Genomic DNA, 26,406 nt, shown 5'->3' with positions numbered 1-26,406 from the left:
AACTTGCCATAGTGTTTCATATCGCCCTCGGCGGGCTCCAGCGCCGGTGCACACCGCCCTCACCGGGCCCCGGCGCTTCCCCGATGGCCCGTCAGGGCCGGCAGCCGGGCGTGGTCGACCTTGCCGTTCGCCGTGACCGGCAGGGCGCCGGTGAGCACGATCCGCTGCGGCACCATGTAGGACGGCACGGACTCCCGCAGCGCGTCCGCCAGTTCGCCCCGGACCACCTCCGCATCGCGGGCCAGCGCCTCGGGAGCCAGCGCGGCATGCGCCACGAGCCGGGTGCGGCCGTCCGGCGTGCGGTCCACCGACGCCACCGCGCGACGCACCGCCGGCAGCCGGTCCAGCACCGACTCGATCTCGCCCAGCTCGATCCGGTGCCCCCGGATCTTCACCTGGCGGTCCCTGCGCCCCAGGAACTCGATGGCGCCGTCGGTCCGCCACAGCCCCAGGTCGCCGGTGCGGTACAGCCGTTCGCCGAGGGTGGGGTGGACCGGGAACCTGGCAGCGGTCTGCTCCTCGTCCCCGGCGTACCCGCGCGCCAGGCCCTGCCCGGCGATGTGCAGTTCCCCCGCGCACCCGACCGGTACCGGACGGCCCTCGTCGTCCAGGATGTGGAAGAACTGCCCGCGCAGCGGTCGCCCGTACGGGATGCTCCGCCAGTGGTCCGGCACGGCCCCCACCGGATGGCAGATCGACCAGATCGCGGCCTCCGTCGCGCCGCCGGCGCTGATCACCCGCACGCCGGGCACCAGGGCCCGCAGCCGGTCCGGCAGCGTCACGGGGATCCAGTCGCCCGACAGCAGGACGCAGCGCAGCGGCGCCAGTTGCCGCGCGGCGGCGCCTGGATCGGACTCGGCCAGGTCCAGCACCATCTGCATGAGCGCCGGTGCCGTGTTCCACAAGGTGACCCCGTGCCGCTCCACCAGGTCGAGCCAGTGCTGCGGGTCCCGCTCACCGTCCGGTTCGGGCAGGACCAGCGCCCCGCCCGCGCCGAGGACCCCGAAGATGTCGTAGACCGACAGGTCGAAGCTGAGCGCCGACAGACCCAGCACCCGGTCCCGGGGACCGACGCCCAGGCGGTCGGTGATGTCGTCCACGGTGACGCGCGCCGCCGCGTGGTCCACGACCACGCCCTTCGGTTCACCCGTCGAACCGGAGGTGAAGATGACGTACGCGGGAGAGTCCGGGGCCGCCGCACCACCGGTGTCCGGCGACGTCCCGCCGGACGCCTCCGCGGCCGCGGCCTTGTCCTTGCCCTCCTTCTCGTTCTCGTTCTCGGCCTCGGCGGAGTCCGTGCCCGGGTCCGGGTCGAGCACCACCTCGGTCACCCCCCGGGGCAGTTCGGGCCGGGCACCAGGGGTCACGACGGCGTACGCGATGTCCGCCCTGCGGCAGACGGCGGCGATCCGCTGCCCCGGCCACGCGTGGTCGACCGGCACGTACACCGCGCCCTGCCGGGAGACCGCGAGGACCGCGGCTATCTGGTCGAAACTCTTGGGCAGCGTGACGGCGACCGTGCCCCCCGGCCGCACCCCGGCCCGGTGCAGGAGCCGTGCGATCCCCGCGGCCCGCTCCGCCAGCCGTCCGTGCGACAGGGACCCGGACGCCCGCAGGAGCGCGGGCGCGTCCGGGGTGCTGAGCGCGGCGGCCCGCACCGGGGCGTCGAGCTGTGGCCCGGCAGCGGGGAACGGACGCGCGGTGAGCGGCTCCTGGAAGGCGAAGGTGGGGTCCCAGCCGAGGTCCGGCCGCAGCCAGGCGTCCTCCGTGCCGGACAGTGCCGACAGCAGGGTGGCGTACGCCGTCCCGATGCCGCGCGTCAACGGGTCGTCGCACTGCTCCGGGGCCGGGCTCCGCCGCTCCCACCGCGCGTACGGCCGTGGCCCCGACGGGTCGAGGACGACGAGGTACTCCAGCCGGTCCTCCCCGGCCTGCGGCAGCGGCGCCCCCAGTCCGAGGCGCTCGACGGGGCCGGCGGTGGGTGGGGCGGCGGACCGCAGATCCCGGGCGTAGGAGGCGAACCCCGACCAGTGCAGCGGATCGGGGCCCGGCACGCGGACGCCGTCCAGGGTGCCCGGTCCCTCGACGGTCAGCTCCAGGGGGGCGGTGCCGGAGGACCAGCGCGCCAGGGTGAGCGTGGCCGCCGCCGACAGGACGTCCTCCAGGGCCAGTCCGTGGTCGCGGGCGCGGGCGGTGAGGCGGTCCACGAGCAGCGCGTCGAGCGGCAAGAGGTGCGTGCCGGGCGGGTCCGGGTCCGGGCCGGGGCGGTGCTCCAGCGGTGCCCGGCGGGCGCGGCGTTCCACCAGACGGGCGACCGCGCTCGCCGAGGCACCGTCGAGCAGCCGCCGCAGCGGGACGTCCACGCCGCCGGCCTTCCGCAGCCGGTCCCGCAGCAGCACCGCCGTCCACGGCTGGAGCCCGAGTGCGGTCAGGGGCCGGTCGGGGGAGAGGTGCCGGGTGTCCAGACCCAGGACGGCGGCCAGGTGGCCGGTCACCACGTCGGCGGGGATGGGGGATGTCACCGTGCCTCCTGAGCGATGAGTTCGCGCCTGCCGGGACCGTGCGGTCCGGGTCCGGGTCCCGGTGCCGGGGACGTGCCGGCCGATTGCCCGGCCCGCCGGTCGCGCTCCTTCACGATCCGGTCGACCATGCCGGTCAGGACGGTGCCCCCGCCGACCTCCGTGAAGCGCGGCGGGCGGTCCTCGTCCAGGCCGATCAGGTACTCCACCGACTCCGTCCAGCGCACCGGGTGGTCGATCTGCTCGGTCAGGGCGGCGGCCAGCTCCGCCGGCCGGTGCGGGCGGGCCGTCCGGTTGGCGATGACGGGACACCGCGGCGGACGGAAGGGCGTGTCGCGGAGCAGGGGGCCCAGCTCGCATGCGGCGGGGCTCATGTGGGGGGAGTGGAAGGGGCCGCTGACCGGCAGCCGGCGCGCCAGCTTCGCGCCGGCGTCCGTGAGGATCAGCTCCATCAGCTCCAAGTCCTCGCGCGGCCCCGCGAGCACCATCTGGTCGGGGGCGTTGAGGTTGGCCAGGTGCACGGACGCGAACCCGGAGCGGTGCAGGAGGAACCGCAGCGTGGACTCCCGCAGCCCGACGACCACGCTCATGCCGCCGCCCGTCACGGCGGCCATCGCCGCCGCGCGCGCCGCCACCAGGCGCAGTCCGTCGGTGAAGCCGAGCATCCCGGCCGCAACCAGGGCGTTGTACTCGCCGAGGCTGTGGCCGAGGACCGCGTCGGGGTGTTCGCCCCGGTCCGTGAGCGCGCGGTGCGCCAGGGCGTTGACGACGTAGACGGCGGGCTGGGTGTAGCGCGTGTCGTTCAACTGGCCGTCCCGCCCGCCGGTCAGGCACAGGTCGCGGATCGAGTAGCCGAGCACCGCGTCGGCCTCGGCGGTGAGGTCCGGGTAGAGGTCGAACAGGTCCTCTCCCATCCCCCGTCGCTGGCTGCCCTGCCCGGCGAACATGTGGACCGTGGTCATGTCGTCCTCTCCCTTCCCGCGACCCGGGCGGCCAGCAGCTCGCCGAGGGCGGCCGCGTGACGGTGCGAGAGCAGGCTGATGTGGTTGCCGGGGATCTCCTCCACCGTGACGAGCGGACAGTGCTCCGACCAGCCCATCGCGGGCCGCGCGTAGTAGCTGTCTGAGGCGTCGAAGGTGCTGCCCCGGCCGAAGTCCGTCTCCGCGGCCCGCAGGACGAGCAGCGGACCCGGGTAGGGGCCCGGACGGTACGACTCGACCGCGCCGAGTGTCTCGCGCAGCAGCGCGAACGGGTCGGGGCCCGTGGTGCCCATCCAGTCGGCCACCGAGGCGAGTTCGTCGAGGTACTCGTCGGGCGCCAGGCCGGCCGCGTCGGGGCCGCCGGACTCCGGGACGCGGGCCGCCGCGCCGGCGCGGGTGCGCTCGTACGCCTCGACCTGGCGCAGGAAGCTCCCGTCGGCCGTGGTGTCGGTCCGCTCCCCGGTCGGTGCCGCCGCGTCCAGCATCACCACGAGGTCGGGCGCCCGTCCCTGGGCGTGCAGTTCCCGTGCCAGCTCGTAGGCGATGACGCCGCCTCCGGAGAACCCGCCGAGGACGACCCGCTCGCCGGGTGCCGGCGGCGGGAGCGCCCGCGCGTAGGTCCGGGCGAGTTCCCCGACGGTACGGGCCGGGGGCTCACCCGTCAGGACGGTGCGTACGTCCTGGACGCCCACGAGGCGGGCCGGGCCGGGGAAGTGCGCGGCCAGCGCGCCGTAACAGGCGATCTGGCCGCCCGGCGGGTGCACCAGGTACACCGTCGCAGGGGTGCCGTCGGCGTCCGGGCCGGGTTCGCGCAGGGGCACGAGCGGGTCCACGGCGTCCGGCGTGCCGCCGCCGCGCACGCCGTCGGCGCCGTCCGTACCGCCCGCGCCGTCCGTACCGCCCGTGCCGTCCTCGCGCCGATCGGCCAGGAACGCGGCCAGCTCCCCGGCCACCGGGTGCCGGACCAGGTCACCCAGGGTGAGGGGAGGGGCGCCCAGATCGGCCAGCGCCCGCAGCAACCGGACCGAGAGCAGCGAATGGCCGCCCAGCTCGTAGAAGTGGTCGTCCGGGGCCACGTCCCGGGCGCCGAGCACCTGGCGGAAGGCGTCGCGCACCAGGTCGGCGTCGCGCGCCGAGGGCGGCCAGGCCACGGGCCGGTCGGCGGGGCGGACGGGGGCCCTGCCGGTGCCGCGCGGGGTGAGGCCGGGCAGGTCCTCGTCCTCGACGCCGCCGACCAGGTCCCGCACGGTCAGGCCGTCCGGGTCCTCGGCCAGCCGGCGCAGCGCACGGCCCCACAGCTCGGCGAGCCGGGCCGCGTCCCCCTCCCCGACACGGCCCGGGTCCGGCACGAACACCGTCACCAGCTTCCCGGCGGCACGGTGCACGACCGCGGTCACGGCGTACCCGGTGCGCGCCCCAGTGGCCGTGGGCACCTCCACCTCGCAGCCGGCCGCCGCGAGCCGCGCACCGGCGTCGCCCAGGGAGGCCGGGTAGTTCTCCACCACCAGGAGACTGTCGAAGAGCGGTTCGCGGCCCGGCAGCCCGGCCCACTCGTGGATCTGACCCGTGCTGACCCACTCGAAGTCCTGGAGGTCGAGCGTCGCCTCCCGGGCCTGTTCGACCAGGGCGGCGACGGGCTCGTCCGGGTCCACGGACAGGTCCAGCGGCAGGGTGGTGGCGAGCATGCCGGGAATACCGCGCACCCCGCCGGGGCCGTTCGCGCGACCGGACAGCGTCACGCCGAGTCGGGACCGGCCCGTGCCGCCGCCCCCCGCGCAGCGCCACAGCAGCGCGGCCCACACGGCCTGGAGCACGTTGCTCTCGGTGGCGGCGTGCCGGGCCGCCCATACCCGCAGCGCGTCGGCGGTGTCACCGGGCACTTCGGTGCGCACCTCCGCGGCCGGTGCCTGTGCCCGATCCGGTGCCGGTGCGGCCGGAGCGGTGAGCGGCCGGAGCACCCCGGGCAGGACGGCCGCGCCGGGACCGGCGAGCCGGTCCGACCAGTAGGTGCGGGCCCGGTCCTCGTCCCGGCCGGCCACCCAGGCGGTGTGGTCGCGGGCGTCGGGCCGCTGCGGCCGGACCGCCGCCGGGTCGGTGCCGTCCAGGTACGCCTCGTAGAGCTGGTCGAGGAGCAGGGCGACGCTCCAGCCGTCGAGCAGTGCGTGCTGGAACGTCAGCAGGACGCGGTGACCGTCCGCCTCCTGCCGGACCGTCACCCGGAACAGGGGCTCGCCGACCGCGCCGAAGCCCCGGTCGCGTTCGGCTCGCACCACCTCCTCCCACGGCGTGGCGTCCGGGCCGTCCGCCGTGAGCCAGGTCAGCGGCGGCCGGTCCTCGGGCGGGGCCGTGAGACTCGGGCGCGCGCCGTCCGTCAACCGGGCTCGCAGGACGACGTGACGGCGTGCCAGCACGTCCCAGGCGCGGGCGAAGCGATCCCGGTCGAAGGCCCCGCGCCACCACCAGTGGAACTGCTCCACGTGCCGTCCGGCCGCTGCCGCGAGGGACTCCGCCACCACGCCGTACTGCTGGGGGGTGAGCGGCCAGCTGACGGTGCCGGGCGTCCCGGTCCCGCCCGCCGGGTCGTCACCGGGGCCGGCCAGGTCGGTCAGCGCGTCGCGCAGTCGTGCGCACAGGGAGCGCACGCTCCCGGCGTCGAGGCCGTCGGCCGCCACGGGACTCCACACCACGCCCACCCGCAGCCGACCGTCGCGGACCACGGCGTACACCTCGACCGGGTGCGGGCGCCGCGCCCGCGGCGAGCGGTCCCCGGGCGGCGGCGGGGCCGGTGCGAACCGGTCCGAAACCGTCAACCGGTCAGTCTGCCCGAGGTAGTTGAACGAGACGAGGGCCGGCGGAACGGCGGCCAGCTCCTCCCGCAGGTCCGGGTCGGGGGAGAGGTGACGGTAGGCCAGGAAACCCGCGTGGCCGGCCGGGGCGGCGAGCGCGCCGGCGGCCTCGCGCAGGAACTCCCCGGCACCGGCCTGCCGCGGGCCGCTGACGACCACCGGGTCGACGGAGGTCAGCCAGCCCACGGTGCGGGACAGGTCGGCGTCCGCGCACGTCTGTGGTCCGGGTCCGGCCGCGCTGCCGAGGCGGCCGTGCGTCTCCACGTCCAGGGTCACCAGGCGGCAGCCGCGCCACCGGGCGAGCGCGAGGGCCACCGCGCCGGTGAGAACGGTGTGCACCGGCAGACCGAGCCGCTGGGGCACGTCGCTCAGCAGGAGCCTGGTCGGGTCGGCGGCCAGGGCGAACTCCTCGTGCCGCGCCTCCTCCTCGCTGCACGGCGGCAGGGAGGCGAGGAGGCCGTCGCACTCGTGCCTGGCCTCGGCGACCGCCCGCCAGTAGGCGGCGCCCTCGGGATCGGTGGCGGCCCGGGCGAGGAGGGCGGTCCACTCGCGTTCCCCGGTCGGCTCGGGTGCCAGGCGGGGCAACTCGCCCTCTTGCAGGGCGCTGAGCGCCGTGTCCAGGTCGGACAGGACGATCCCCCAGGAGACGGCGTCCATCACCAGGTGGTGCGCGGTCAGACGCAGGACGTCGCCGCACTCGGCGCCGGAGTCCTCACCGGAGTCCGCGCCGGACGCAGCGCCGGAGTCCGCGGCGGCGGTGGGGGCGCCGCGGACCAGCAGGGCGCCGAAGACCCGGCCCTCCTCCGGATCGAGACTGCGCTGCACGTCCAGCCAGCGCCGTTCCACCCCGCCGCCGTCCTCGCCGCTCCCGCCGTCCTCGGCGGCTTCAGCGGCGTCGACGACCGCGAGCAGGTTGCGTACGGCCCCGCCCGAGGACGCGGGCGAGGGTCGCACCCGGTGGGTCTCGCCGTCGGGGACGATTCGGTGGGTGAGAGCCGGGTGAGCGGCGAGGACGCACTGCAGGGCCAGCCTGAGGAGGAGCGGGTCGGCCGGCCGCCGCAGCCGCACGGCGGCCGACAGGTTCCAGTGCCGGCGTTCCGGTCCGGCGACGCGCTCGAAGAACCACGACTGCACCGGCGAGGGACCGGGGACGGCGGGCGCGGCGTCCGCCCGCGGCGCTACGGGTGCCGGGGCGTCCCCTCCGTCGTCCGAGGGCGCCTCGGACGCGCGGCCGGTCAGCAGACGGGCCAGGGCGCCGGGTGTGGGGTCGCGGAAGACGTCGCGGGCCGACAGCGAGAACCCGGCCGAGCGCAGCCGGGACACCAACTGCACGGCGAGGATGGAGTCACCGCCCGCCGCGAAGAAGTTCGGCCCGTCCGAATCGGCGTCCGCCCCTTCGTCCCCCTCGTCGGCGGGGAGTGCGGGCAGCAGGGCGGCCCAGGCCTCGCGGCAGGCCGTCAGCGCCCCCGTGTCCACGGGGGAGGGCGCGCCGGAGTCCGCTTCGTCCGGAGCGGTGCCGTCCCGCGTCCCGGGAGGGGCGGTCGTGCGCGTCGCGGAATCCGCGCCGTGCGCAGGGGCGGTCGGGTGCGCCGCGGAATCCGCGCCGTGCGGCACGGAGGCTCCCGGTGTCCCGGGCAGCGCGCGGCCGAGCACCTCGACGACCGTGTCGTCGGGGGCGGCGGCCAGCGCACCGGCCACCGCGGCCACCTCGGCGGCACAGCGTTCCGCCGAGGGCCGGTCGAAACGTTCCCGGTCGTACTTGAGCAGGCCCCGGATCTCGCCGTCCCGTTCCACCAGGGTCAGGTTGACGTGCCCCACGCCCGGCTGCTGGATCTCCTCCACGACCTCGGCCGTGAGCCCGGGGGCGACGTCGCCCGCCGGGTCCACCTGCTCGTGCAGGAAGGCGAACGGGCAGGTGAACGGGGAGCCGTCCTCCGGGTCGAAGCCGTCGTCCAGGAGTTCCGCGATACGGGGGAAGGGCAGGTCGCAGTGGTCGAGGCCGGCGGTGAGTTCGGCGCGTACGGCACGGACGTAGCCGGCGGCCGTCGTCGAGGCGCCGGCGTCGCCCGCGGGGAGGGGGGAGCGGACCGGGATCAGGTTGGTGAGGTAGCCGACGGTCCGGTCGAAGCGCGCGTCGTGCCGGATGGCGACCGGTGTGCCCACGGCCAGCCGCCGCCCGGGATCGTGCCGGCCGAGGGTCAGGAGGTAGGCGGCGAGCAGTACGGAGAACACGCTGGAGCGGCTCCGAGCGGCGAACGACCGCAGCGCCGCCGTCTCCCCGGCGTCGAACCGGACCGGGACGCTCGCCGACGCCCGGGTCCGCCGGGTGGTTCCGGGCCGGTCGAAGGGGAGCACCGGTGCTCCCGTCACCCCGGACATCCGTGCGCGCCAGAAGCCGGTCAGCCGCTCCTGGTCCTGTGCGGCGCGCTCGGTGCGCAGGGCGGCGTAGTCGGCGAACGACGACCCCGCCGGACCCGGGGCCCCTGGCTCGTCCGGGGCCCGGTACAGGGCCCAGAGGTCCTGAAGCAGCACCACCGACGAATGCCCGTCGAAGACCAGGTGGTGCACGACGAGCAGCAGGGTGTGGTGGTCGGGGGCGTGGGCGAACAGGACGGCGCGCAGCAGGCCCCGTTCGGGGTCCAGGGGCCGTTCCGCCTCGCGCGCCGGGACCGCCCGGTGCGACCCGGGCGGTGCGTCCGGTCCGACGGCCGCCTCCCGCACCTCCAGGCGCGGCGCGGTGGGAGCGGCCACCAGGACCGGCCCGTCCGGACGGGCCGTGACGCGGGTGGCCAGTACGGGATGACAGGTCGTCAGCGCGTCCAAGGCCCGCACCAGTCGGGGCACGTCGAGCGGCCCGCGCAGGTCGACGGCGACCGGGATGTCGTACAGGCCGGTGCCGGGGTCGAGCCGGTGCAGGAACAGCAGGCCGCGCTGCTCGGGGGTCAGGGGGATCTCCGACGGCTGCCCGGACCGTTCCGGCGCGGCGGTCGCGGGGCCCCGCGCCGGAGCGGGGTCCCCTCGGCGGCTCAGCAGGGACTTCAGCCGCTCCCGCTTGGCCTCGACGCTCTCGTCGGGGGTGCCGTCCGTGCGGGTGCTCGTGGGTGCGCTCATGTCTCCTCGGCAGGTCGGAGGGAGGCGGTGTGCCGGGCCAGCAGGGCGTCGAGGACGGACTCGTCGAGTGCGTCGATCTCGTCCTCGGACAGGGCGAAGGCGTCCTGCGGAACGGACCGCGACGCGACGGGCGGGAACGCGGCCGCCGCGAGGGCGCCGAGCACCGGCCGCTCGTACAGCTCCGTCAGGGACGGGGCACGGCCGCCCGCGGCGGAGATCGCGTGCACGATCCGCACCAGGCGCAGGCTGTCCACGCCCAGCGCGAGCAGATCGGTGCCCCCGGTGAGGCGGTCGGGGGGCAGACCGGTCTCGCGCGCCACGATCGCGGTCAGGCGGGGCAGGGGACCACCGGATGCGGGGAGCTGCGGTGGGGGCGCCGGTGCGGTGGCTGTGTCCGGTGGTGTGGGTCCCGGTGCGGTGGTCGTGTCCGGTGGTGCGGGGGTCTCCTGTCGCGGTGGGGTGACGGGAGCGCAGTCGACTGGGGCGCTGTCTACGGGAGCGCTGTCGACGGGGGTCGGGGGCAGTGCGGCCCGGGGGACGGCGTCCGTCGCGGGGGGCCACGGGGCGTCCGCGCCGTCGAGCCATCCGGGGGGCAGCTCCGGCTCCCGGTCCGGGGGAACCCCGTCGCCGGTCACCACGAGGCCGCCGTCCTGGTGCGACGCCCGCCCCGCCAGGGTGCGCAGCGCCGGTACGGCGCCGTCCCCGGTGACCACCACCGCCGCGCGGCAGCGCCGGTCGCGGCGCCCGCCGCGCAGCGCCGCCGCGACGCTGTGCAGCGGCGGCGCCTCCCGCTCCAGGTGGTCGGCGAGGCGGTCGGCGTACGCGGCCAGGGCGGCCGGCGAGTCGGCGCTCAGCGGCAGCGTCACGGGTCCGGCGGGCACCGGGCCGCGCGCCCGCTCCGGCGGTGCCTCCACCACCACACTGGCGTAACCGCCCGTACCGGCGAAGCTGTTGAGCAGGACCCGGCGTTGCGCGGGCCAGGGCTCCACGTCCTCCACGACCCGTACCCGGCCGTCGCCGTCGGGGGGTGAGGCGTCGGACGGCAGGGGGGTGGGCAGCAGCCGGTCCTGCCGGAACTGCGCCAGCACCTTCGCCAACTGCCCGAACGCGGAGGCTGCTTCCATGTGTCCCAGCACGCCCTTCACGGAGCCGACCGGGACCGGCTGCGGCCGGTCGCCGAGCACCCGCCCGAGCACCTCCAGTTCCAGGGCGTCCGCGACGGCGGCGCCGGTCGCCGACGACTCGACGTACCCGATGTCGTCCGCGGTGACGCCCGCGTCGTCGAGGGCGGCGCGCACCGTCTCCTCCTGGCGGAGAGGACTCGGCATGCCGTAGGCCCGGGTGGTCCCCGCGTGCCGGCAGGAGCCGCCCCGCAGGACCGCGTGCACGGGGTCGCCGTTCGCGAGCGCGCGCTCCAGGGGCTTCAGGAGCACCGCGCCGACGCCCTCCCCGAGGATCCAGCCGTCGGACCGGCCGGACAGCGGACGGGAGTCGGCCGATGCGGCGAGCAGTCCCGTCTCGGCCAGGAACTCGAGGTGCGCACCGTCCAGCACGAGGTTCACCGCCGCCGCCACGGCGGCGGTGCACTGACCGTCCCGCAGGGACCGCAGCGCCGCCTCGACGGCGGCGAGCCCCGAGGCGCAGCCCGCGTCGACCACCAGGCTCGCCCCGTGGAAGTCGAAGGCGTGCGAGATGCGGTGCGCCAGTCCGGTCATGGTCGGCACGGCGCGCGGAGCGGTGCCGTTCCCGCCCCCGCGTCGTGCGTGGTCGTGCCACATCGCCCCGGTGAACACCCCCACAGGGCCCGCCGCGGAGAGCGCCTCGGGGCGGGTCCCGGCGTTCTCGAGGCAGTCCCGCACCACGGCGAGGAGCAGGTGTTCCTGCGGATCGACGGCGGCGGCCTCCTGCGGCGGGATGCCCCACTCGTCCGGCTCCCGGGCGGAGACGTCGGGCAGATAGGCGCCCACGGTGGCACCACCGCGCGGGGCGTGCGGGGCGGGGGAGGGCGTACGGCCGGGCGGCGGGGGGCCGATCGCGGTGCCCCCCTCGGCGAGCAGCCGTCCGAGCCCGGCGATGCTGTCGGCGGGGTCCGCGCCCGGCAGCAGCCCGGCGAAGCCGATGACCGCGACCGCGCCTCGGGGAACCTCACTCGGAGCGGGCCCCGCCGACGACGCCGAGAGGGCCGGCGCCGGGACGGCTGCCGGCGAACCGACCGCCGGCGTCGTGGCCGGTGTCGCCGGGGCGGGCCCGGCCGCGGCGGGCCAGGCCGCGGCCGGTTGCGTCGCGGCGGGTTGCGTCGCGGCGGGTTGCGTCGCGGCGGGTTGCGTCGCGTCCGGCGCGTCCGCCGGGGTGCCGCCCCACAGCGAGACCACCAGGTCCTGGCCGTCGTCCAGGGCGAAGTGCTCCCGCACCGCGGTGAAGTCCATGTCGCCGATGGGACACAGGCCCAGCCCCAGTGCGGTCGCGCGCTCCATGGCCGCCTGGCACATGTGCCCGGCCTCCACCGCGGTGTACCGGGTGCCGAGGGCCCGGCCGTAGGCCGGTTCGATGGCACGGGGCGTGGAGACCAGGAAGAGACCGAAGGCGGCGCCCGTGAACAGCGGCCGGTTGTACCGGACCTGGCTGCCCTCGTCGAGCACGGCGCCCTCGGTGACGGGGACCAGGGCACGCTCCGCCGGGTCCAGGTAGTAGACGCCGGGACCGAGGCCCGCGACCCGGCCCGGCTTCACGTACACGTACACCTGGACCGGGTAGAAGCCGCCCGCCGACGGGTAGGGCCGGCGGGTCCCCTTCCCCGGGCCCGGCTGTGTGAACGAGCGGACCAGCAGCGACAGTCCGCGGAAGGACAGCGGCGCCGGGTCGAACTCCCGGACCGAGCCCCCGCACCCGACCACCGTCGCGTCGTCCGAGGGCAGATCGAGCGCGACCCTGGACCGGGCCTCGGGGAACCGGCGCAGCGAGCGCCGCTCCGCCTTGAAGGCGGCCTTCGCCTCCGGGTCGAAGGCGATCCGCACGTCCGCGGCGTCCTGACGGCCGGCCGGGCCGCCCCGCTCGCCGACGCAAACGTCGTCATCGGCGTCGGCGTCGCTCCCACCGGCGGACGCGGGGGCCAGCCCTTCGGCTATGCCCCGGGCGGTCGGGCGGGTCACCAGGAGGTCGACCGGCACCCGGGTGCCGTGCCGCCGCTCGATCTCCCGGGCCAGCCGGATCATGGTGAACGAGGTGGCGCCGAGCGCGAACAGGTCGTCGTCCGGGGCTACCGCCGTGCCGTCCAGCAGGGAGGCGGCGAGCGAGGCGACGGCCTCGGCGTCCGGGGCGCAGGGCACCGCCGGTCCCGGGCGGTCCGACGGCGCGGGCGCGGCGTCGGTGCGCTCCGGAGCGTCCAGCAGGCGGCCGGCCGCCGCCCGGTCGAGCTTGCCGTTCGGGGTCAGGGGCAGCGCGTCGGTGAACACCGTCCGGGACGGAAGCAGCGGGGCAGGCAGCGCACGCGCCAGCTCCGCCCGCACCCGGGCCACCGGGACGGGGCCCGCGTCCCCGGCCACGCACACCGCCGCGAGCTGCACGTCACCGCCCGGTCCCCGCCGCGGCAGGACCCGCGCCTGGGCGATCCCCGGCACCGCCAGCAGCGCCGCCTCGATCTCGCCCGCCTCCACCCGCAGTCCGCGGATCTTGAACTGGTCGTCCTGGCGTCCCAGGTAGCGCAGCAGGCCGTCGGGGCCGACGCGGCCCAGGTCGCCCGTGCGGTACAGCCGGGCACCCTCGCCCTCCGGGAACGGCGAGGGCACGAAACGACGGGCCTGCTCCTCGGGACGCCGGTGGTAGCCGAGGCCCACCGCGGGCCCGCCGACGCAGATCTCCCCCGGCTCACCGGAGGCGACGGGGCGCAGCCGGTCGTCCAGGAGCCGGATGACGGTGTTGTCGATCGGCCAGCCCAGGGGTACGTCGGTGCCGGACCAGCCGGGGGGCACCGCCCAGTGCGTGACGTCGATGGCGGCTTCCGTGGGCCCGTACAGGTTGTGCAGCTCGGCACCGGGCAGTACGCGGCGGAATCCGTGCGCGGTGGCGGCCGGCAGGGCCTCCCCGCTGGCCAGCACGAGGCGCAGCGAAGCGGCACGCGCGGCCTCCGGTTCGGTCAGGAAAAGCGCGAGCATCGACGGGACGAAATGCGCGACCGTCACCCCGCTCTCCCGGAACCAGCGGGCCAGGTGCGCGGGTGACCGGTGCTCGTCGGGCCGGGCCACCACCACCGCCGCCCCGGCGAGCAGCGGCCAGAAGAACTCCCAGACCGACACGTCGAAGCCGTACGGCGTCTTCTGCGCGACCCGGTCGCCGGGCCGGAGCCGGAAGGTTTCCTGGGCCCAGTTCAGCCGGTTGGAGACGGCCCGGTGGGAGTTGGGGCAGCCCTTGGGGCGGCCCGTGGTGCCCGACGTGTAGATCATGTACGCCGGGTCGGCGGGCGTGGCCCCGGACTCCAGCGGGCCGTCGTCGAGGTGCCGGTAGGCGGCGCCGGACGGGTCGACGGTCACCACCTCGGCGGTGATCGCCTCCAGGCCGTCGCGACAACGTTCGTCGGTGAGGACGAGGACCGGTTCGCAGTCCTCCGCCAGCAGGCGGGTGCGGGCCGGCGGGTGGGCGGGGTCGAGCGGGACGTACGCCGCACCGGCGCGTACCACCGCCAGCAGCGTCGTCACCAGGGTCGCGGAGCGGTCCATGCGCACCGCGACCCGGGTGCCGGGGCCGGCGCCGGACGTCCGCAGGAACCGGGCGAGCCGGGCGCTGCGGGCGCCGAGTTCGCGGTAGGTCAGCTCCTCGTCCTCGAAGCGCACCGCGATCCGGTCGGCGTGGGCCGTCAGGGCGCGTTCGAGGCGGTCGGCGAGTGTCAGGTCCGGGTGGAAGTCCCGCTCCCGACCGCGCAGCGTGGACTGCTCGGCGGCCTCGGCCGGTGCGGGGGCCGCGTCCCGGGCCGGACGGGTGTCCGCACCGGTCAGTTCCCGCACGACGGCCGCGTAGTCGGAGAACAGCGCGTCGAGCAGGCCGTCGGGCAGGACTCCCTCGCGGGCGTCCCACTGGCAGACCAGGGTGTCGCCGACGAACATCGGCACGTGGTCGACGGCCACCCCCGAGGTCCTCGACTGGCTGTGGCGCAGCTCCACCGCGGGTGTGCCGTCGGGCCGTTCGGCCGGCAGCCGGGTGAAGACCACCGGGAACGGCGGGGCCGCGTCCGGCCGGGTCCGGGCGCGCGCCGCGGCCAAGCCGTCGGCCACCGCCGAGCGCTCCAGGTCGGCACGGAGCCGCGCGTCCACCTCCCGCACCCGCGCCCCGAAGTCCGCGGGCAGCGAGTCGTCCACGACGAGCCAGCTCAGCCGGGTGAAGTCCGTGACCAGTTCCCCGGCATCCGGCGGGTTCTCCGGCCGGTCCCAGGAGACCACCACGACCGTGAACGGCTCACCCGGGGCACAGGCCCGGCGCCAGACGTCGCAGTAGACGGTCAGCAGGACGACGTCCGGGGACACCCCCCACTCCTCCGCCCGGGCCCGCAGCGCCCGCCACCCGGGTATGTCGAGGCGCCGGTGCTCGCTGCCCGCCGACGCCGGCGCGACCGCACGGCGGGCGGGCCCCGGCCCGTCCGGTACGCGCGAGAGCACCTCGTCCCACTCGGCGCGCGCCGCGTCCGCGGCGGGGCCCTGCCGCGCCTGGTCGCGGGCCCGGAGGAAGGGGCCGAAGGCAGGGGGCGCCGAGGGGAGCACCCGCTCGGGCGGCTCGCCGGCGTGCAGCCGGAACAGCTGGTGGAACAGCGTCGCCACGGCGCGCGCGTCCGCCACCAGGGCGTCGAACAGGACGTGCAGGACGACGGAACCGTCGGGCAGCGCACTGGTCTCCAGCCGCCACGGCGGGCCCTCGGCGAGCGGCAGGGAGGTCGCGGCGAGCCGGTCGCGCCGCTCGCCCTCGGTCCGCTCCGCCTCGGCCGGCGACAGGTGCGTCAGGTCGTGGTGCGGGATGCGCGGGGCCGCGGGGTCCGCGGGCGCGGCGTCCACCGACAGGGTGCCGTCCTCGCCGATCCGTGCCCGCAGCGCAGGATGCCGCCGGACGAGCAGCCGCCACGCGTCACCGAGGCGCCGCAGGTCGGGGGAGGTGAGCCGGAACTCCTGGTGCACCCGGGTCTCCCCGGCGACACCGGGGGTCGTCATACGGCCCACCAGGTAGGCGGTCTGCATCGCCGTCAGGGGCAGCTTCGTCAGGGCCTCCGCGGCTTCCGCAGCCTCCTGAGCCTCCGCAGCTCCCTGGGCTTCCGCAACCCCCCGAACTTCCGCGGTTTCCGCGGCGGCCCGAGTGTCCGGCGCCGGCCCGGGCTCGAACAGGACGGCCGGGTCCGGCAGACCGGCAGCCTCGTCCGGGGCGAGGTCCGCCAGCGTGTCGAGCGCCGTCGACCAGGCGGAGCGGAGCCGGTCGGCGAGGTCCGGGCCGAGCGCCTCCTCGTCGTGGTCGAGGACGAGGTGCAGTTCGCCCGCCCGTTCGTGCGCGATGCACTCCAGCCACACCCCGGGGGTACGGGTCCGGCCGGCCTCGGTGCGCGCGGCGGCCGCCCAGGCGTCGTCCCCGGCGCCGGTCCCCGCGGCCCCGAGACCGTTCCCGAGGGTGCCGAGCATGCTGGTGAAGACGTACGGCGGCGCCCCGGGGCCGTCGCCGTCGCGCGCGGCCCGTTCCCGCAGCGCGCGCACCCCGCTGACCGTGCCGTGCTCCAGGTCGGCCCACAACTGGTCGCGGACCGCACCGCTCAGCACCGCGAGGGAGGAGACCGGCGGCGGCGCGAGGAACACCGACGTGGACACGAAGGGACCGACGACGCGGGGGACGTCCGGGTGCACGGGCAGCCGGTTGTACGTCGTGATCACCAACGGCACCGGCCCGGCGGCGTCCTCCGGCGGCAGGAGCCGGTGCAGCAGGCTCCCGTACAGGGTCAGTAGCAGCGCCGAGGGGGTCACCCGCAGCGTGGCCGCGTGCCCGGTGACGCGCCGCCAGCGGTCGGCGGGGAGCCGCAGCGTGAGCCGGCGCCGCGCGGTGCCCGCGGTTCCCCGGACGCCGCCCGGGCCCGTGGCGCCGGGGCCTGCGCCGCCCGCGTGCGGGGACGGCCGCATCCGCACCCCGGACAGCTTGTCCCGCCAGTAGGTCAGGGCGGCCTCGGTGCGCGCCGGGTTCTCGCGGGCGCGCACCGCCTGGACGTAGTCGCGGAAACCGAGGGCGGGCGGGGGACCGGCCGGGCCGCCCCGGTACAGCGCGTACCAGCGGTGCAGCAGCAGGGACACGCTGGGACCGTCCACCACCAGCTCGTCGAGCGCGAGGTGGACCCGTGCGCGGTCACCGGGCAGCAGGGCGACCGCCATGACGAACAGCGGCCCGTCGTACGGGTCCAGGGGCGTCTCGTGACAGCGTTCGCGCAGCCGCTCCAGCGCGGCGTCGCGGTCGTCGGGGCCCGCGGCGCGCAGGTCCGTGACGGGCACCCGGTAGCGCGGCACGCGCGGCCGTACGGCCTGCCGGCCGTCGGGCAGGATGACGGCGCGCAGCATCCCGGTCTCGGCGACGACCTCGTTCCAGGCGTCCTCCAGCGCCGTCGGGCGGACGTCCGCGACGTCGAACTCCACGTAGACCCGGGCCGCCGATCCGGCCTCCCAGAAGCGGCCCACGCAGTAGGCCTCCTGCATGTCCGTGAGCGGGAAGGCGTCCGGTGGCGACACCGTGCCCGCCGGGGCGGAGGCCACGCTGTCGGTTCGGGTCGGCTTCACTGCGGCTCCTTCAGGAGTGGTTGCGGGGGTGGCGGGGCAGGCCGGCGGCAGGGGCCCCGATCCGCTCGGCGAGGGCGGTGAGCGGGGCGTCGCCGCCGAGCAGGTCGAGCGGCAGCTCCACCCCGAACTCCTCCTCGGCCGCGAAACGCAGACTCATCAGGTTCAGCGAGTCCATGCCCAGCCCGGTCAGGGAGTGCTCGGGCTCGACGCCGGCCCCGGGGTCCGGGACGCGGGTCCGGACGAGGGCGACGAGACGGGCGAGCACGTCGTCGTACCCGGGGTGCGGCCGCGCCGTCGGAAGCGCCGCGCGCTCGCCGCCCCCGGCGTCCGCCCCGGCGTCCGCCGCGTCGCCGGCCGGACGGGCACCGGCGGGGGCACCCGGCGGCGCGGTGGGGTTCGGCCGCCCCGGGCCGCGGTCCGGGCGCGTCCCGGGGCCGGCGGACGCGTGCGGCCCGTCGTTGAGCGCGCCGGTGTCCGGGGAGGGGTGACCGTTGGCCGTCGCGCCGGTGTCCGGGGCCGGGCGGCCATCGGCCGTGGCGAGGGTGTCCGGGACGGAGTGACCGTTGGTCATGGCGAGGCTCGGGGCCGGATGGCCGGCGGGTGTCGCGCCGTTGGTCGGGGCGGGGTGACCGGCAGGCGTCGCGCCGTTGGTCGGGGCGGTGGCCTCCACCCAGATGCGCCGGTGCAGGAAGGCCGGCGGCGGCAGCGGCACGATCCGGCCCCCGGGGGCCAGTTCGCTCCAGCGCACCGGCACCCCCTGGGTCCACAGGCGGCCGACCCGGCCGTGCTCTCCCGCGGTCCACAGTGCGGTCAGGTACGACCGCAGCGCCTCGTCGTCCACGAAGGACTCGGTGTCGGCCGGGTGGGACCGTACGTCGTTGAGGTGGACCCCGGGCGGCAACGGGGCACCGGGAGCCGCGCCGGCGGCCGCGACGGCCGCGAGGGTACGGGCCAGCTCCGCCGTCGTGCGGGCGGTGCAGGCCAGCCGGCAGGGCTGTTCGGCACGCCCGCTCCGCAGGGTGTACGCCAGGTCGCCGAGGTCGGTGCCGGGTCCCGGACCGCCGGTGTCGTCCAGCCAGGCCCCGAGCCGTCCGGCGGACGCGGCCAGGTGCGCCGTACTGGGGGCCCGCAGCAGGACCAGCACCGGTGCCCGGGCCGCGCCGCCGTCCGGGGCGGGCCGGCCCGCCCGCCTCCCCGCACCGTGCAGCACCGGGTCGTACGCCTCCAGCACGGCGTGCGTGTTCACCCCTCCGGCGCCGAAGGAACTGACCCCGGCGCGGCGCGGCACCGCACCGCCGCCCGGCCGGTCCGGCGCGGGCCAGGCGGAGTGCCCGGTCGTGAGGGCGAACGGCCCCGCGGAGAGGTCGAGCGCGGGATTGACCTCGTCGGCGTGCAGGGTCGGCAGCAGTTCGCCGTGGCGCAGTTGCAGCACCACCTTGGTCAGCGCGGCCAGGCCCGCCACGGACTCACCGTGTCCGATCTGCGACTTGACCGAGCCGAGCGCCACGGGGGCGGGGCCGCCCGCCCCGGCACGCCCGCCGAACACCCGCGTGAGCGCGGTGACCTCGATCGGGTCGCCCAGGTCCGTCCCGGTGCCGTGCGCCTCGATCAGGCCGACCGTCGCGGGGTCCACTCCGGCCCGCGTGAGCGCCCGGCGGATGACCCGCTCCTGCGCCTGCGGGCTCGGGGCGGTGTAGCCGTGACCGCGCCCGGCGTGGCCGACGGCGGTGCCGCGGACCACCGCGTACACCTGGTCACCGTCGGCGAGGGCCCGCTCCAGCGGCTTGACGACCACGGCGCCGACCCCCTCGCCCGGGCCGAAGCCGGTGCCCCCGCGTCCGAACGAGCGGCACCGCCCGTCCGGCGAGAGGAACCCGAACTCCTTCAGCAGCAGCAGCCGTGAGGGGTGAAGGTAGAGGTTGACGCCCGCCACCAGGGCCGCGGCGCACTCGCCCCGCTCGATGGCCTGCGCGGCGAGGTGCAGGGCCGTCAGGGAGGAGGAGCAGGCGGTGTCCACGGGCTGGCTGGGCCCCCGCAGGTCCAGCAGGTAGGAGATCCGGTTGGCGGTGCTCCAGTAGTGCCCGGCGGGGACGGTGCGGTTGCCCCGGTCCCAGGTCTCGATCCCCACCTTCTGGTAGTCGCTGGAGGTGATGCCGGCGAACACACCGACGCTGCGCGGTTCCCCGGTGTCGTCGCACAGGGCGTCCAGCCGTTCCCCGAGCGCCCCGGCGTCCTCGAGGGCCTCCACCGCCGTCTCCAGCAGCAGGCGTTCCTGCGGGTCCACCAGGGCCGACTCGTACGTGCTCAGCCCGAAGTAGTCCGCGTCGAAGTGGTCGATCCCGGTCAGGAAGTGGCCGCGTACGTCGTCGACGGCCGAACCCGGGCGCCAGCGGTCACGGGGGACCGGCCCGGAGGTGTCGCGGCCCTCGCGCAGGTTGGCGAGGAACGTCGTGAGGTCGGGCGCGCCGGGATAGCGGCCGCTCATGCCGACGACGGCCAGTGCGTCCGCGGACCGCCGTTCGCCGGGACCGGTGCGGAGTCCGGGCGCCGGGTCCTCCCGGGGGACCGGCATCCGGTCCTCCCCGGGAGCGGACACGGTGGCCGGAGCCGGAGCCGGAGCCGGAGCCGGAGCCGGAGCCGGAGCCGGAGCCGGAGCCGGGGCCGGGGGCGAAGGCGGGGTAGGAGGCGCGGTGGTGGCGGTGGCCGCCGGGAGGGGCGGCGGGAGGGGCGCCGGAGCGGGTCGGCCGGGCGCCCGGGGGCCGGGTGCCGGTGCCTCGCCGGTCCGGGGCCCGAGCAGCGTGGCCAGGTCGTCGAGGGAGGCCGCGGCGAAGATCTCCGGGGCGGAGACGCGCGCCACGCCCGCGGTGAGGGCGTCGGCGAGCGCCCGCAGCGTCAGCGAGTCGAAACCGAGGTCGTGCAGCGCGGCCCCCATGCGCACCGTCTGCGGCGGCATCCCGGTCACCTCCGAGACGACCCGGCGCACGCGGTCGGACACGTCCCCGCCGCCCGGGCCGGCGGACGCGGGCGGCGCGGCCGGCACAGGGGCGGCCGGTGCGGGCTCGGCGGACGGGGACACAGCGGGTGCGACCGGCGGGGAGGCCGGGGGGACCGCCGGGACGGGGGCGTGTGCACGCTCCCCGTGCGTGCCGTCCGCCTCCGGGCCCGAGGAGTCGAGTACCCGGAAGGCGTCCAGCGTCGCCTCCCAGGGCTCCCGTCGCCCGTGGTGCACGGCCACGACCGGGGGCGCGTCGGGCAGGGCCAGGAGCGCTTCCAGCGCGGTCAGTCCGGTCGCCATGGGCAGGGGCTCGGATCCCGTGCGCTCGCGCATGGTGGCGAGCACCGCGTCCGGCACGGACATCCCGCCGTCCCGCCACAGCGGCCAGCCCACCGAGAGGGTGCGCCCGGACCGTTCGCCCCGGGACACGGCCGCCCCGCGCGCCTCGGCGAAACCGTCGAGGAAGCCGTTGCCGGTCGCGTAGTCCGACTGACCGAGATTGCCCACGGTGCCCGACAGCGACGCGTACAGCACGAAGAGGTCCAGCGCGACGTCCGCGGTCGCGGCGTCCAGGGCGCGGACCCCGTCGGCCTTCGGCCCGATCACGGCGTGGGCGTCCTCGGGCCGCTTGCGGACGAGGTAGGCGTCGCGCAGCAGCCCGGCCGCGTGGAACACCCCGTGCAGGGCTCCCTCCGTGCCCAGGACGTTCGCGACCAGCGCCCGTACGGCCGCCGTGTCCGTGACGTCCACCGGTGCGTAGCGCGCCGAGGCGCCGAGGCCGGCGAGGGCGGCGCGGTCGGTGTCGGCGAGCGCCTCCAGCGGGCGCCGGCCGCACAGGACGACCCGGGCGCCGTGCCGTTCGACGAGGTGGCGGGCCGTCAGCAGGCCGAGGCCGCCGAGACCACCGGTGATCAGGTGGACGCCGCCGGTGCGGATCGGGAGGTCCGGACGGCCCGTCGTGCCCGGCGCGTCGATCCGGCGCAGCACACGGCTGAGCCGGCGGCCCGCCCGCAGGTCCACGATCCGGCCCGACCGGGCGTCGGGATCCGCGCACTCCCGGGCCAGCGGGGCCGCGCAGCCCGCGTCGAGCCGGTCCACCAGGACGACCCGGCCGGTCAGGCGCGGACTCTCGTGCGAGAGGCTCTGCACGAACCCGGCGGCGGCCAGTGCCGTCGAGGGGGCCTCGGCGGCCACCACCAGGTGCAGCGACCGCTTCCACAGCCCGGTCAGCACCTCGCGGACCGGACCGAACAGCGGAGCCCAGCAGGGCTGCGGGGCGTCGGCGGGCAGCGGGACCAGGACGGTCACCCGTTCGCCGCGCGCGTGGGCCGACGGCTCCGCCACCGCACGGACGGGCTCGCCGCCGGGTCCCACCGGCCGCACCGCCCCGGACCACTGCGGGGCGAGGGCCGCGAGCAGCCCGTCCGGTGCCCCGGAGGGGTGGACACCCTCCCGTACGGTCATCGCGTCCGTGACGACCAGCAGCGGTCCCGGCGCGTCCCCGGGCGCCGGCGGCGGCTCGGGCCGCCACCGGGGTACGTAGAGGCTGACGCCGTCCAGCGACCGGGCGGGCGGGCCCGCGGCCGGGGGAGCGGCGAGGCTTCCCGCGCCGGCGGCCGGACGCTCCGGACCGCCCGGCGCGCCACCGCCCTCGGTGCCGGTGCCGGTGGCGGTGGCGGCGAGGTCGGCGCCGTCCCTGCGGGCGGTGGCGACGGCGGTGGTGGTGGTCCCCGCGTCCTCCTCCACCCAGTAGCGCCGCGCGGACGGCACCGAACCGGGCAGCGCGGCCCTTCGGCCGAGGCCCGGCGGGAACACCCGGTGCCAGTCGACGGGGCGCCGGTGGGTCCAGAGCCGGCCGAGGGCCAGCAGGTCGTCACGGGCGGCCGGGCCGGAGGCGGCAAGCCGTGCGTAGAGCTGCTCCGGCGACGGCTCCCGGTCCGGCGCGGGGCGGCCGCCGGGGTCGCCCGGGTCCGTGACCGTCCACGGCCCCGCCGTCCGCCCGTCGGCGAACGCGGCCAGTGCCGCGGCCAGTTCGTGCCGGTCCTCGGCCACCACGGCCAGCCGCCGTTCCCGGTGGACCCGGCCGTGGGCGAGCGTACGGGCCACGTCGTGCACCGTCAGGTCCGCGTCCGCGTCCGGGCCGGCCAGCCAGTCGGCGAGCGCCCGGGCCTCGGCGGTGAGCAGCTCCGGACCGCGCGCGGAGAGCACGACGAGCACCGCCCCGGTGCCCTCGCCGGCACGGCGCGCCGGGGGTGCCTCCACCACGACGTGCGCGTTGGTCCCGCTCAGTCCGAACGAGCTGACGGCCGCCCGCCAGGGCCGCCCCGTCACGGGAGGCAGGCCGACGGGCCGGCCGACCGGCCGGAACGGTCCCTGGCCGAACGGGATGCGCGGGTTGGGCTCGGTGAAGTGCGGGGTGGCCGGGACCCGCCCCGAGACGACCACCTCCATCGCCTTGAACAGTCCGGCCAGCCCCGCCGCCGCCGAGCTGTGCCCCACGTTGCCCTTCACCGACCCCACCGGAACGTGTCCGGCGGCCGGCGTGACGCCGGCGAAGGCGTCGTTCAGGGCGGAGATCTCCAAGGGGTCGCCCAGGGGGGTGCCGGTGCCGTGGCACTCGACGTAGTCGATCGTCGAGGCGTCGATCCCGAACCGGCGGTAGGTGTCCCGGACGAGTGCCGTCTGGGCGCGGGGAGAGGGCGCGGTCAGCCCGTTGCTCGCGCCGTCGTGGTTGATGCCGGAGGCCCTGATCACGAGCTGGACGGGGTCACCGTCGGCCAGCGCCCGGCGCAGCGGCTTGAGGAGGACCACGGCACTGCCCTCACCGGGCACGAAGCCGTCCGCCGCCGCGTCGAAGGGGCGGCACCGGCCGGTGGGGGACAGCATCCCCGCCTTGCTCATGTAGATGTACGGCAACTCGGTGGTGTAGAGGGTGACCCCGCCGGCCAGCATCATGTCCGCCTCGCCCAGCCACAGGGCCTGGCACGCCTGGTGCAGGGCGACGAGGGAGCTGGAGCACGCGGTGTCCACGGCGGCGACGGGGCCGGCGAGGTCGAGCAGGTAGGCGACCCGGGCCGCGAGGATCGACTGGGAGTTGCCCTGCATCACCTGCGGCAGCCGGGAGTGCGGGCTGGAGCGCTCGATCCGGTGGGCGTAGTCGTTGAGCATCACGCCCGCGTACACGCCGCAGCGCGTCCCGGCCAGGTCCGGCGGCGCGTACCCCGCGTTTTCCACCGCCCGCCAGCACTCCTGGAGGAACAGCCTGGCCTGCGGGTCGGCGAGTTCGGCCTCGCGCGGGGTCATCCGGAACAGTTCCGCGTCGAAGCCGGCGGCGTCCTCCAGCATGCCGCCCCAGCGGGAGAGCGACCGGCCGGGCGCGGCCGGGTCCGGGTCGTACCAGCGCTGGACGGGCCAGCGGTCCGGCAGCACCTCGCCCACGGTGTCCAGGCCCTCGCGGACCACGCGCCGGAACGCGTCGAGCCCGTCGGCGCCCGGGAACCTGGCACCGCACCCGATGACGGCGATCGGCTCGGGCGTCCCGGGCACGTCGCCGCGGGGGGCCGGACCGGCCGGCTCGGGGGAGGGGGGCAGGGGTGCGGCGCCCGCTTCCGGCGCGGCCACCGGTGTCGGCGCGGCCCTCGGTGTCGGCGCGGCCTCCGGTGCCGGCGGGCCCGCCGGTGGGGCGGTCAGCAGGGCCAGGACCTCGTGCTTGGACAGCTCGCCGGCGGTGAACCGGCCCAGGATCTCCCGTGTGCCTGTACCGGACGGCTCGCTCATACCGGACGGCTTCCTCTCGTCGTCGTGGGTCATCGGCTCGCCTCCAGCAGCGAGACGGCTTCCTCCAGGCCGATGCCGCCGCTCGCCAGCGCGTCGAGCACGGCGTCGGGTGAGCCCGCCCCGGCCTCCGGCGCGGGCGGGACCGAGGCGGCGAGATGCCGGGCGAGCCGGTCGGCGGTGGTGTGTTCGTAGAGGGCCCGCACCTCCAGGGTGAGATCCAGCCGTTCGCGCAGGGCCACGGTCAGTTCCTCCGTCAGCAGCGAGTCGAGGCCCATCTCCTCGAACGGGCGGTCGGCGCCGATCGCGTCGGGGTCCTCGTAGAGCACCGCGCCGAGGATGTCCAGGAGTGTCTCCCTGATCCGGTCGACGCGGGGACCCGAGCCGGGCTCCCCGCTCGGGGCCGGGACCGGGACCTGCGCCGCGACCGGTGCCGTAGTCGCGACCGGGTCCGGAGTCGGTGCCGGCGTCGCCACCGGGGCCGGAGGCGGGGTCGTCGTCGCCACCGGGGTCGGCGCCGCGACCGGGGCCGGGGCGGGCGCCGGGGCCTGCGCCTCGGCGGGCGGTGTGTCCGGTGCCGGCCGCGGTGCGCGCCCGAAGTCCCTCAGGTCGCCCCGCACCAGGACCCCGGCGTCCGTGTCCCCCCGCGATCCCGCGGCGTCGTCCAGCCGCTGGAGCTGGTTGTCGTACCAGCAGCGGATGCGCTCGAACGGATACGGCGGCAGCGTGACGCGTCGCCCCCGCCCCGCCGCACCGCACAGCTCCACGAGGTCCGCCCGGTCTCCGCGCAGCCAGGCCCCGGCCGCCGGTTCCTGCTCCCCGGTGTCGGGAGCGCCGCCCCGCGACTCGATCCGGGCCAGCCCGGCCAGCAGCTCCTCCTCGTCGCGATGGTGCACCGCGGCCCGCGTGCCCAACTGCGTCCGGCCGACGGCCAGGGTGTACGTCACGTCGGCGCGGGCCGGCGGGGTGCCCTCCGCCCGCGCCCGCACCAGGTACCGGCGCAGCCGCCCGGCCAGCTCGGCGAGGGCGGCCGGGGTACGGGCCGACAGGAACGCCACCAGCGGCCGGCCGTCGTCGGCCGGCGCCGCACCGCGTCGCGGCCCTTCCTCGACCACCACGTGGGCGTTGCTCCCGCCCGCGCCGAACGAGCTGATCCCCGCCCGCAGCGGCGCTGTCGGACCGTCCGCCCTGGCCGGTTCCCAGGCGGCGACCCGCCGCTGCACCGTGAACGGGGTCGCGGCGAAGTCGATCTCCGGGTTGGGCGGGTCCGCGTGCAGGGACGGCACCAGCGTCCGGTGCCGGAACTGGAGCAGGACCTTGGCGAACGCGGCCATCCCGGCCGCCGACTCCAGGTGTCCGACGTTCGACTTCACCGAGCCGATCGGACAGCGCGGGTCCCGGCCCCGCGCGTCCGCCCCGGCGACGCGACCGTCGCGGCCGAACGCGGAGGCCAGGCCGCGTATCTCCAGCGGGTCGCCGAGCGCGGTGCCCGTGCCGTGCGCCTCCACGTAGTCGAGGTCCCACGCGGACAGGCCGGCGTCGGCGAGCGCCCGGCCCACCAGGTTGGCCTGGGCGCGCGGGTTGGGCACGGTGTAACCGTTGGTGCGGCCGCCGTGGTTCACGGCACTGCCGCGGATCACCGCGTGGATCTGGTCGCCGTCCCGAAGGGCGGCCGCCAGCGGTTTGAGGACGACGGTCGCCACCCCCTCGCCGGGCACGTAGCCGTCGCCGCCGGCACCGAAGCTGCGGCAGCGTCCGTCACTGGACAGGAACCGCCCCTGACTGAGCATCAGGTACTTGTTCGGGTGGACCGTCACGTTGACGGCGCCCGCCAGGGCGACCGCGCAGTCACCCGCGAGCAGCGCCCGGCACGCCGAGTGCAGCGAGCTGAGCCCCGACGAGCAGGCGGTGTCCAGGGCGATGCTGGGACCCTCGAAGCCGAAGAAGTACGAGACCCGGTTGGCGATGCACCAGAAGGCGCTGTTGGCATGCGCCGGATTGCCGCGCAGCCGCTCCTCGCCCTCGTGCACCTGGTACTCGCTGTACATGGCGCCGACGTACACGCCGACGTCCCGGGGGCGGTGCGGGTCGTCGTCGGGGGCGAGGGAGGACGGGGTGTACCCGGCGTCCTCCATCGCCGCCCAACAGCTCTCCAGGAAGAGCCGGGCCTGCGGGTCGACGGTGCCGGCCTCCCGCGCCGAGATGTTGAACAGCGGGGCGTCGAAACGGTCGATGCCGTCGAGGAACCCGCCCCACTTCGCGTACGACGTGTTCGGGCGGTCGCGCTCGGGACGGAAGAACCCCTCGAGCGGCCAGCGGTCCGCCGGTATCTCGGTGACGCAGTCCCGGCCGTCCAGGAGGTTGCGCCAGAACGCGTCCAGGTCGTCGGCCTGCGGGAAG

General features: G+C 76.9%; 6 protein-coding genes (1 of these 6 cut by a window edge). All 6 read right to left on the bottom strand.

What is annotated here, in order from left to right:
• Positions 1-59 precede the first annotated feature (59 nt).
• Tightly spaced (at most 10 nt apart), the 6 genes in view from ABEA26_RS01325 to ABEA26_RS01300 form a layout consistent with a single transcriptional unit that may run on beyond the window.
• A complete protein-coding gene (locus ABEA26_RS01325) occupies positions 60-2,522 on the bottom strand; it encodes an amino acid adenylation domain-containing protein (RefSeq protein ID WP_345588335.1) in 2,463 nt (820 codons plus the stop codon).
• Positions 2,519-3,481 carry an ACP S-malonyltransferase gene (gene fabD, locus ABEA26_RS01320; RefSeq protein WP_345588333.1) on the bottom strand — a complete coding sequence of 321 codons (963 nt, stop codon included), beginning with the start codon at positions 3,479-3,481 and terminating at the stop codon, positions 2,519-2,521. Before fabD ends, ABEA26_RS01325 begins: the two co-directional genes overlap by 4 nt.
• The gene (locus ABEA26_RS01315) at positions 3,478-9,456 is read right to left on the bottom strand and encodes a condensation domain-containing protein (protein WP_345588331.1); all 5,979 of its coding nucleotides are present in this window, start codon (positions 9,454-9,456) and stop codon (positions 3,478-3,480) included. The genes fabD and ABEA26_RS01315 overlap by 4 nt, the downstream gene beginning before the upstream one ends.
• The gene (locus tag ABEA26_RS01310; protein WP_345588329.1) at positions 9,453-17,237 is read right to left on the bottom strand and encodes an amino acid adenylation domain-containing protein; all 7,785 of its coding nucleotides are present in this window, start codon (positions 17,235-17,237) and stop codon (positions 9,453-9,455) included. Before ABEA26_RS01310 ends, ABEA26_RS01315 begins: the two co-directional genes overlap by 4 nt.
• A gap of 10 nt (positions 17,238-17,247) precedes the next feature.
• Entirely contained in the window at positions 17,248-24,042 is a 6,795-nt protein-coding gene (locus ABEA26_RS01305) for an SDR family NAD(P)-dependent oxidoreductase (RefSeq protein WP_345588327.1), read from the bottom strand.
• Positions 24,039-26,406, bottom strand: partial view of a beta-ketoacyl synthase N-terminal-like domain-containing protein gene (locus tag ABEA26_RS01300; RefSeq protein ID WP_345588325.1) — the final stretch only. It continues 4,700 nt past the right edge of the window; the window shows 2,368 of its 7,068 coding nt (coding positions 4,701-7,068); the start codon falls outside the window, past its right edge; it ends in the stop codon at positions 24,039-24,041. Before ABEA26_RS01300 ends, ABEA26_RS01305 begins: the two co-directional genes overlap by 4 nt.

It is taken from the genome of Streptomyces marokkonensis, from assembly GCF_039539045.1.
Taxonomy (GTDB): Bacteria; Actinomycetota; Actinomycetes; order Streptomycetales; family Streptomycetaceae; genus Streptomyces; species Streptomyces marokkonensis.
This window is presented reverse-complemented; position numbering and strand designations above follow the sequence as displayed.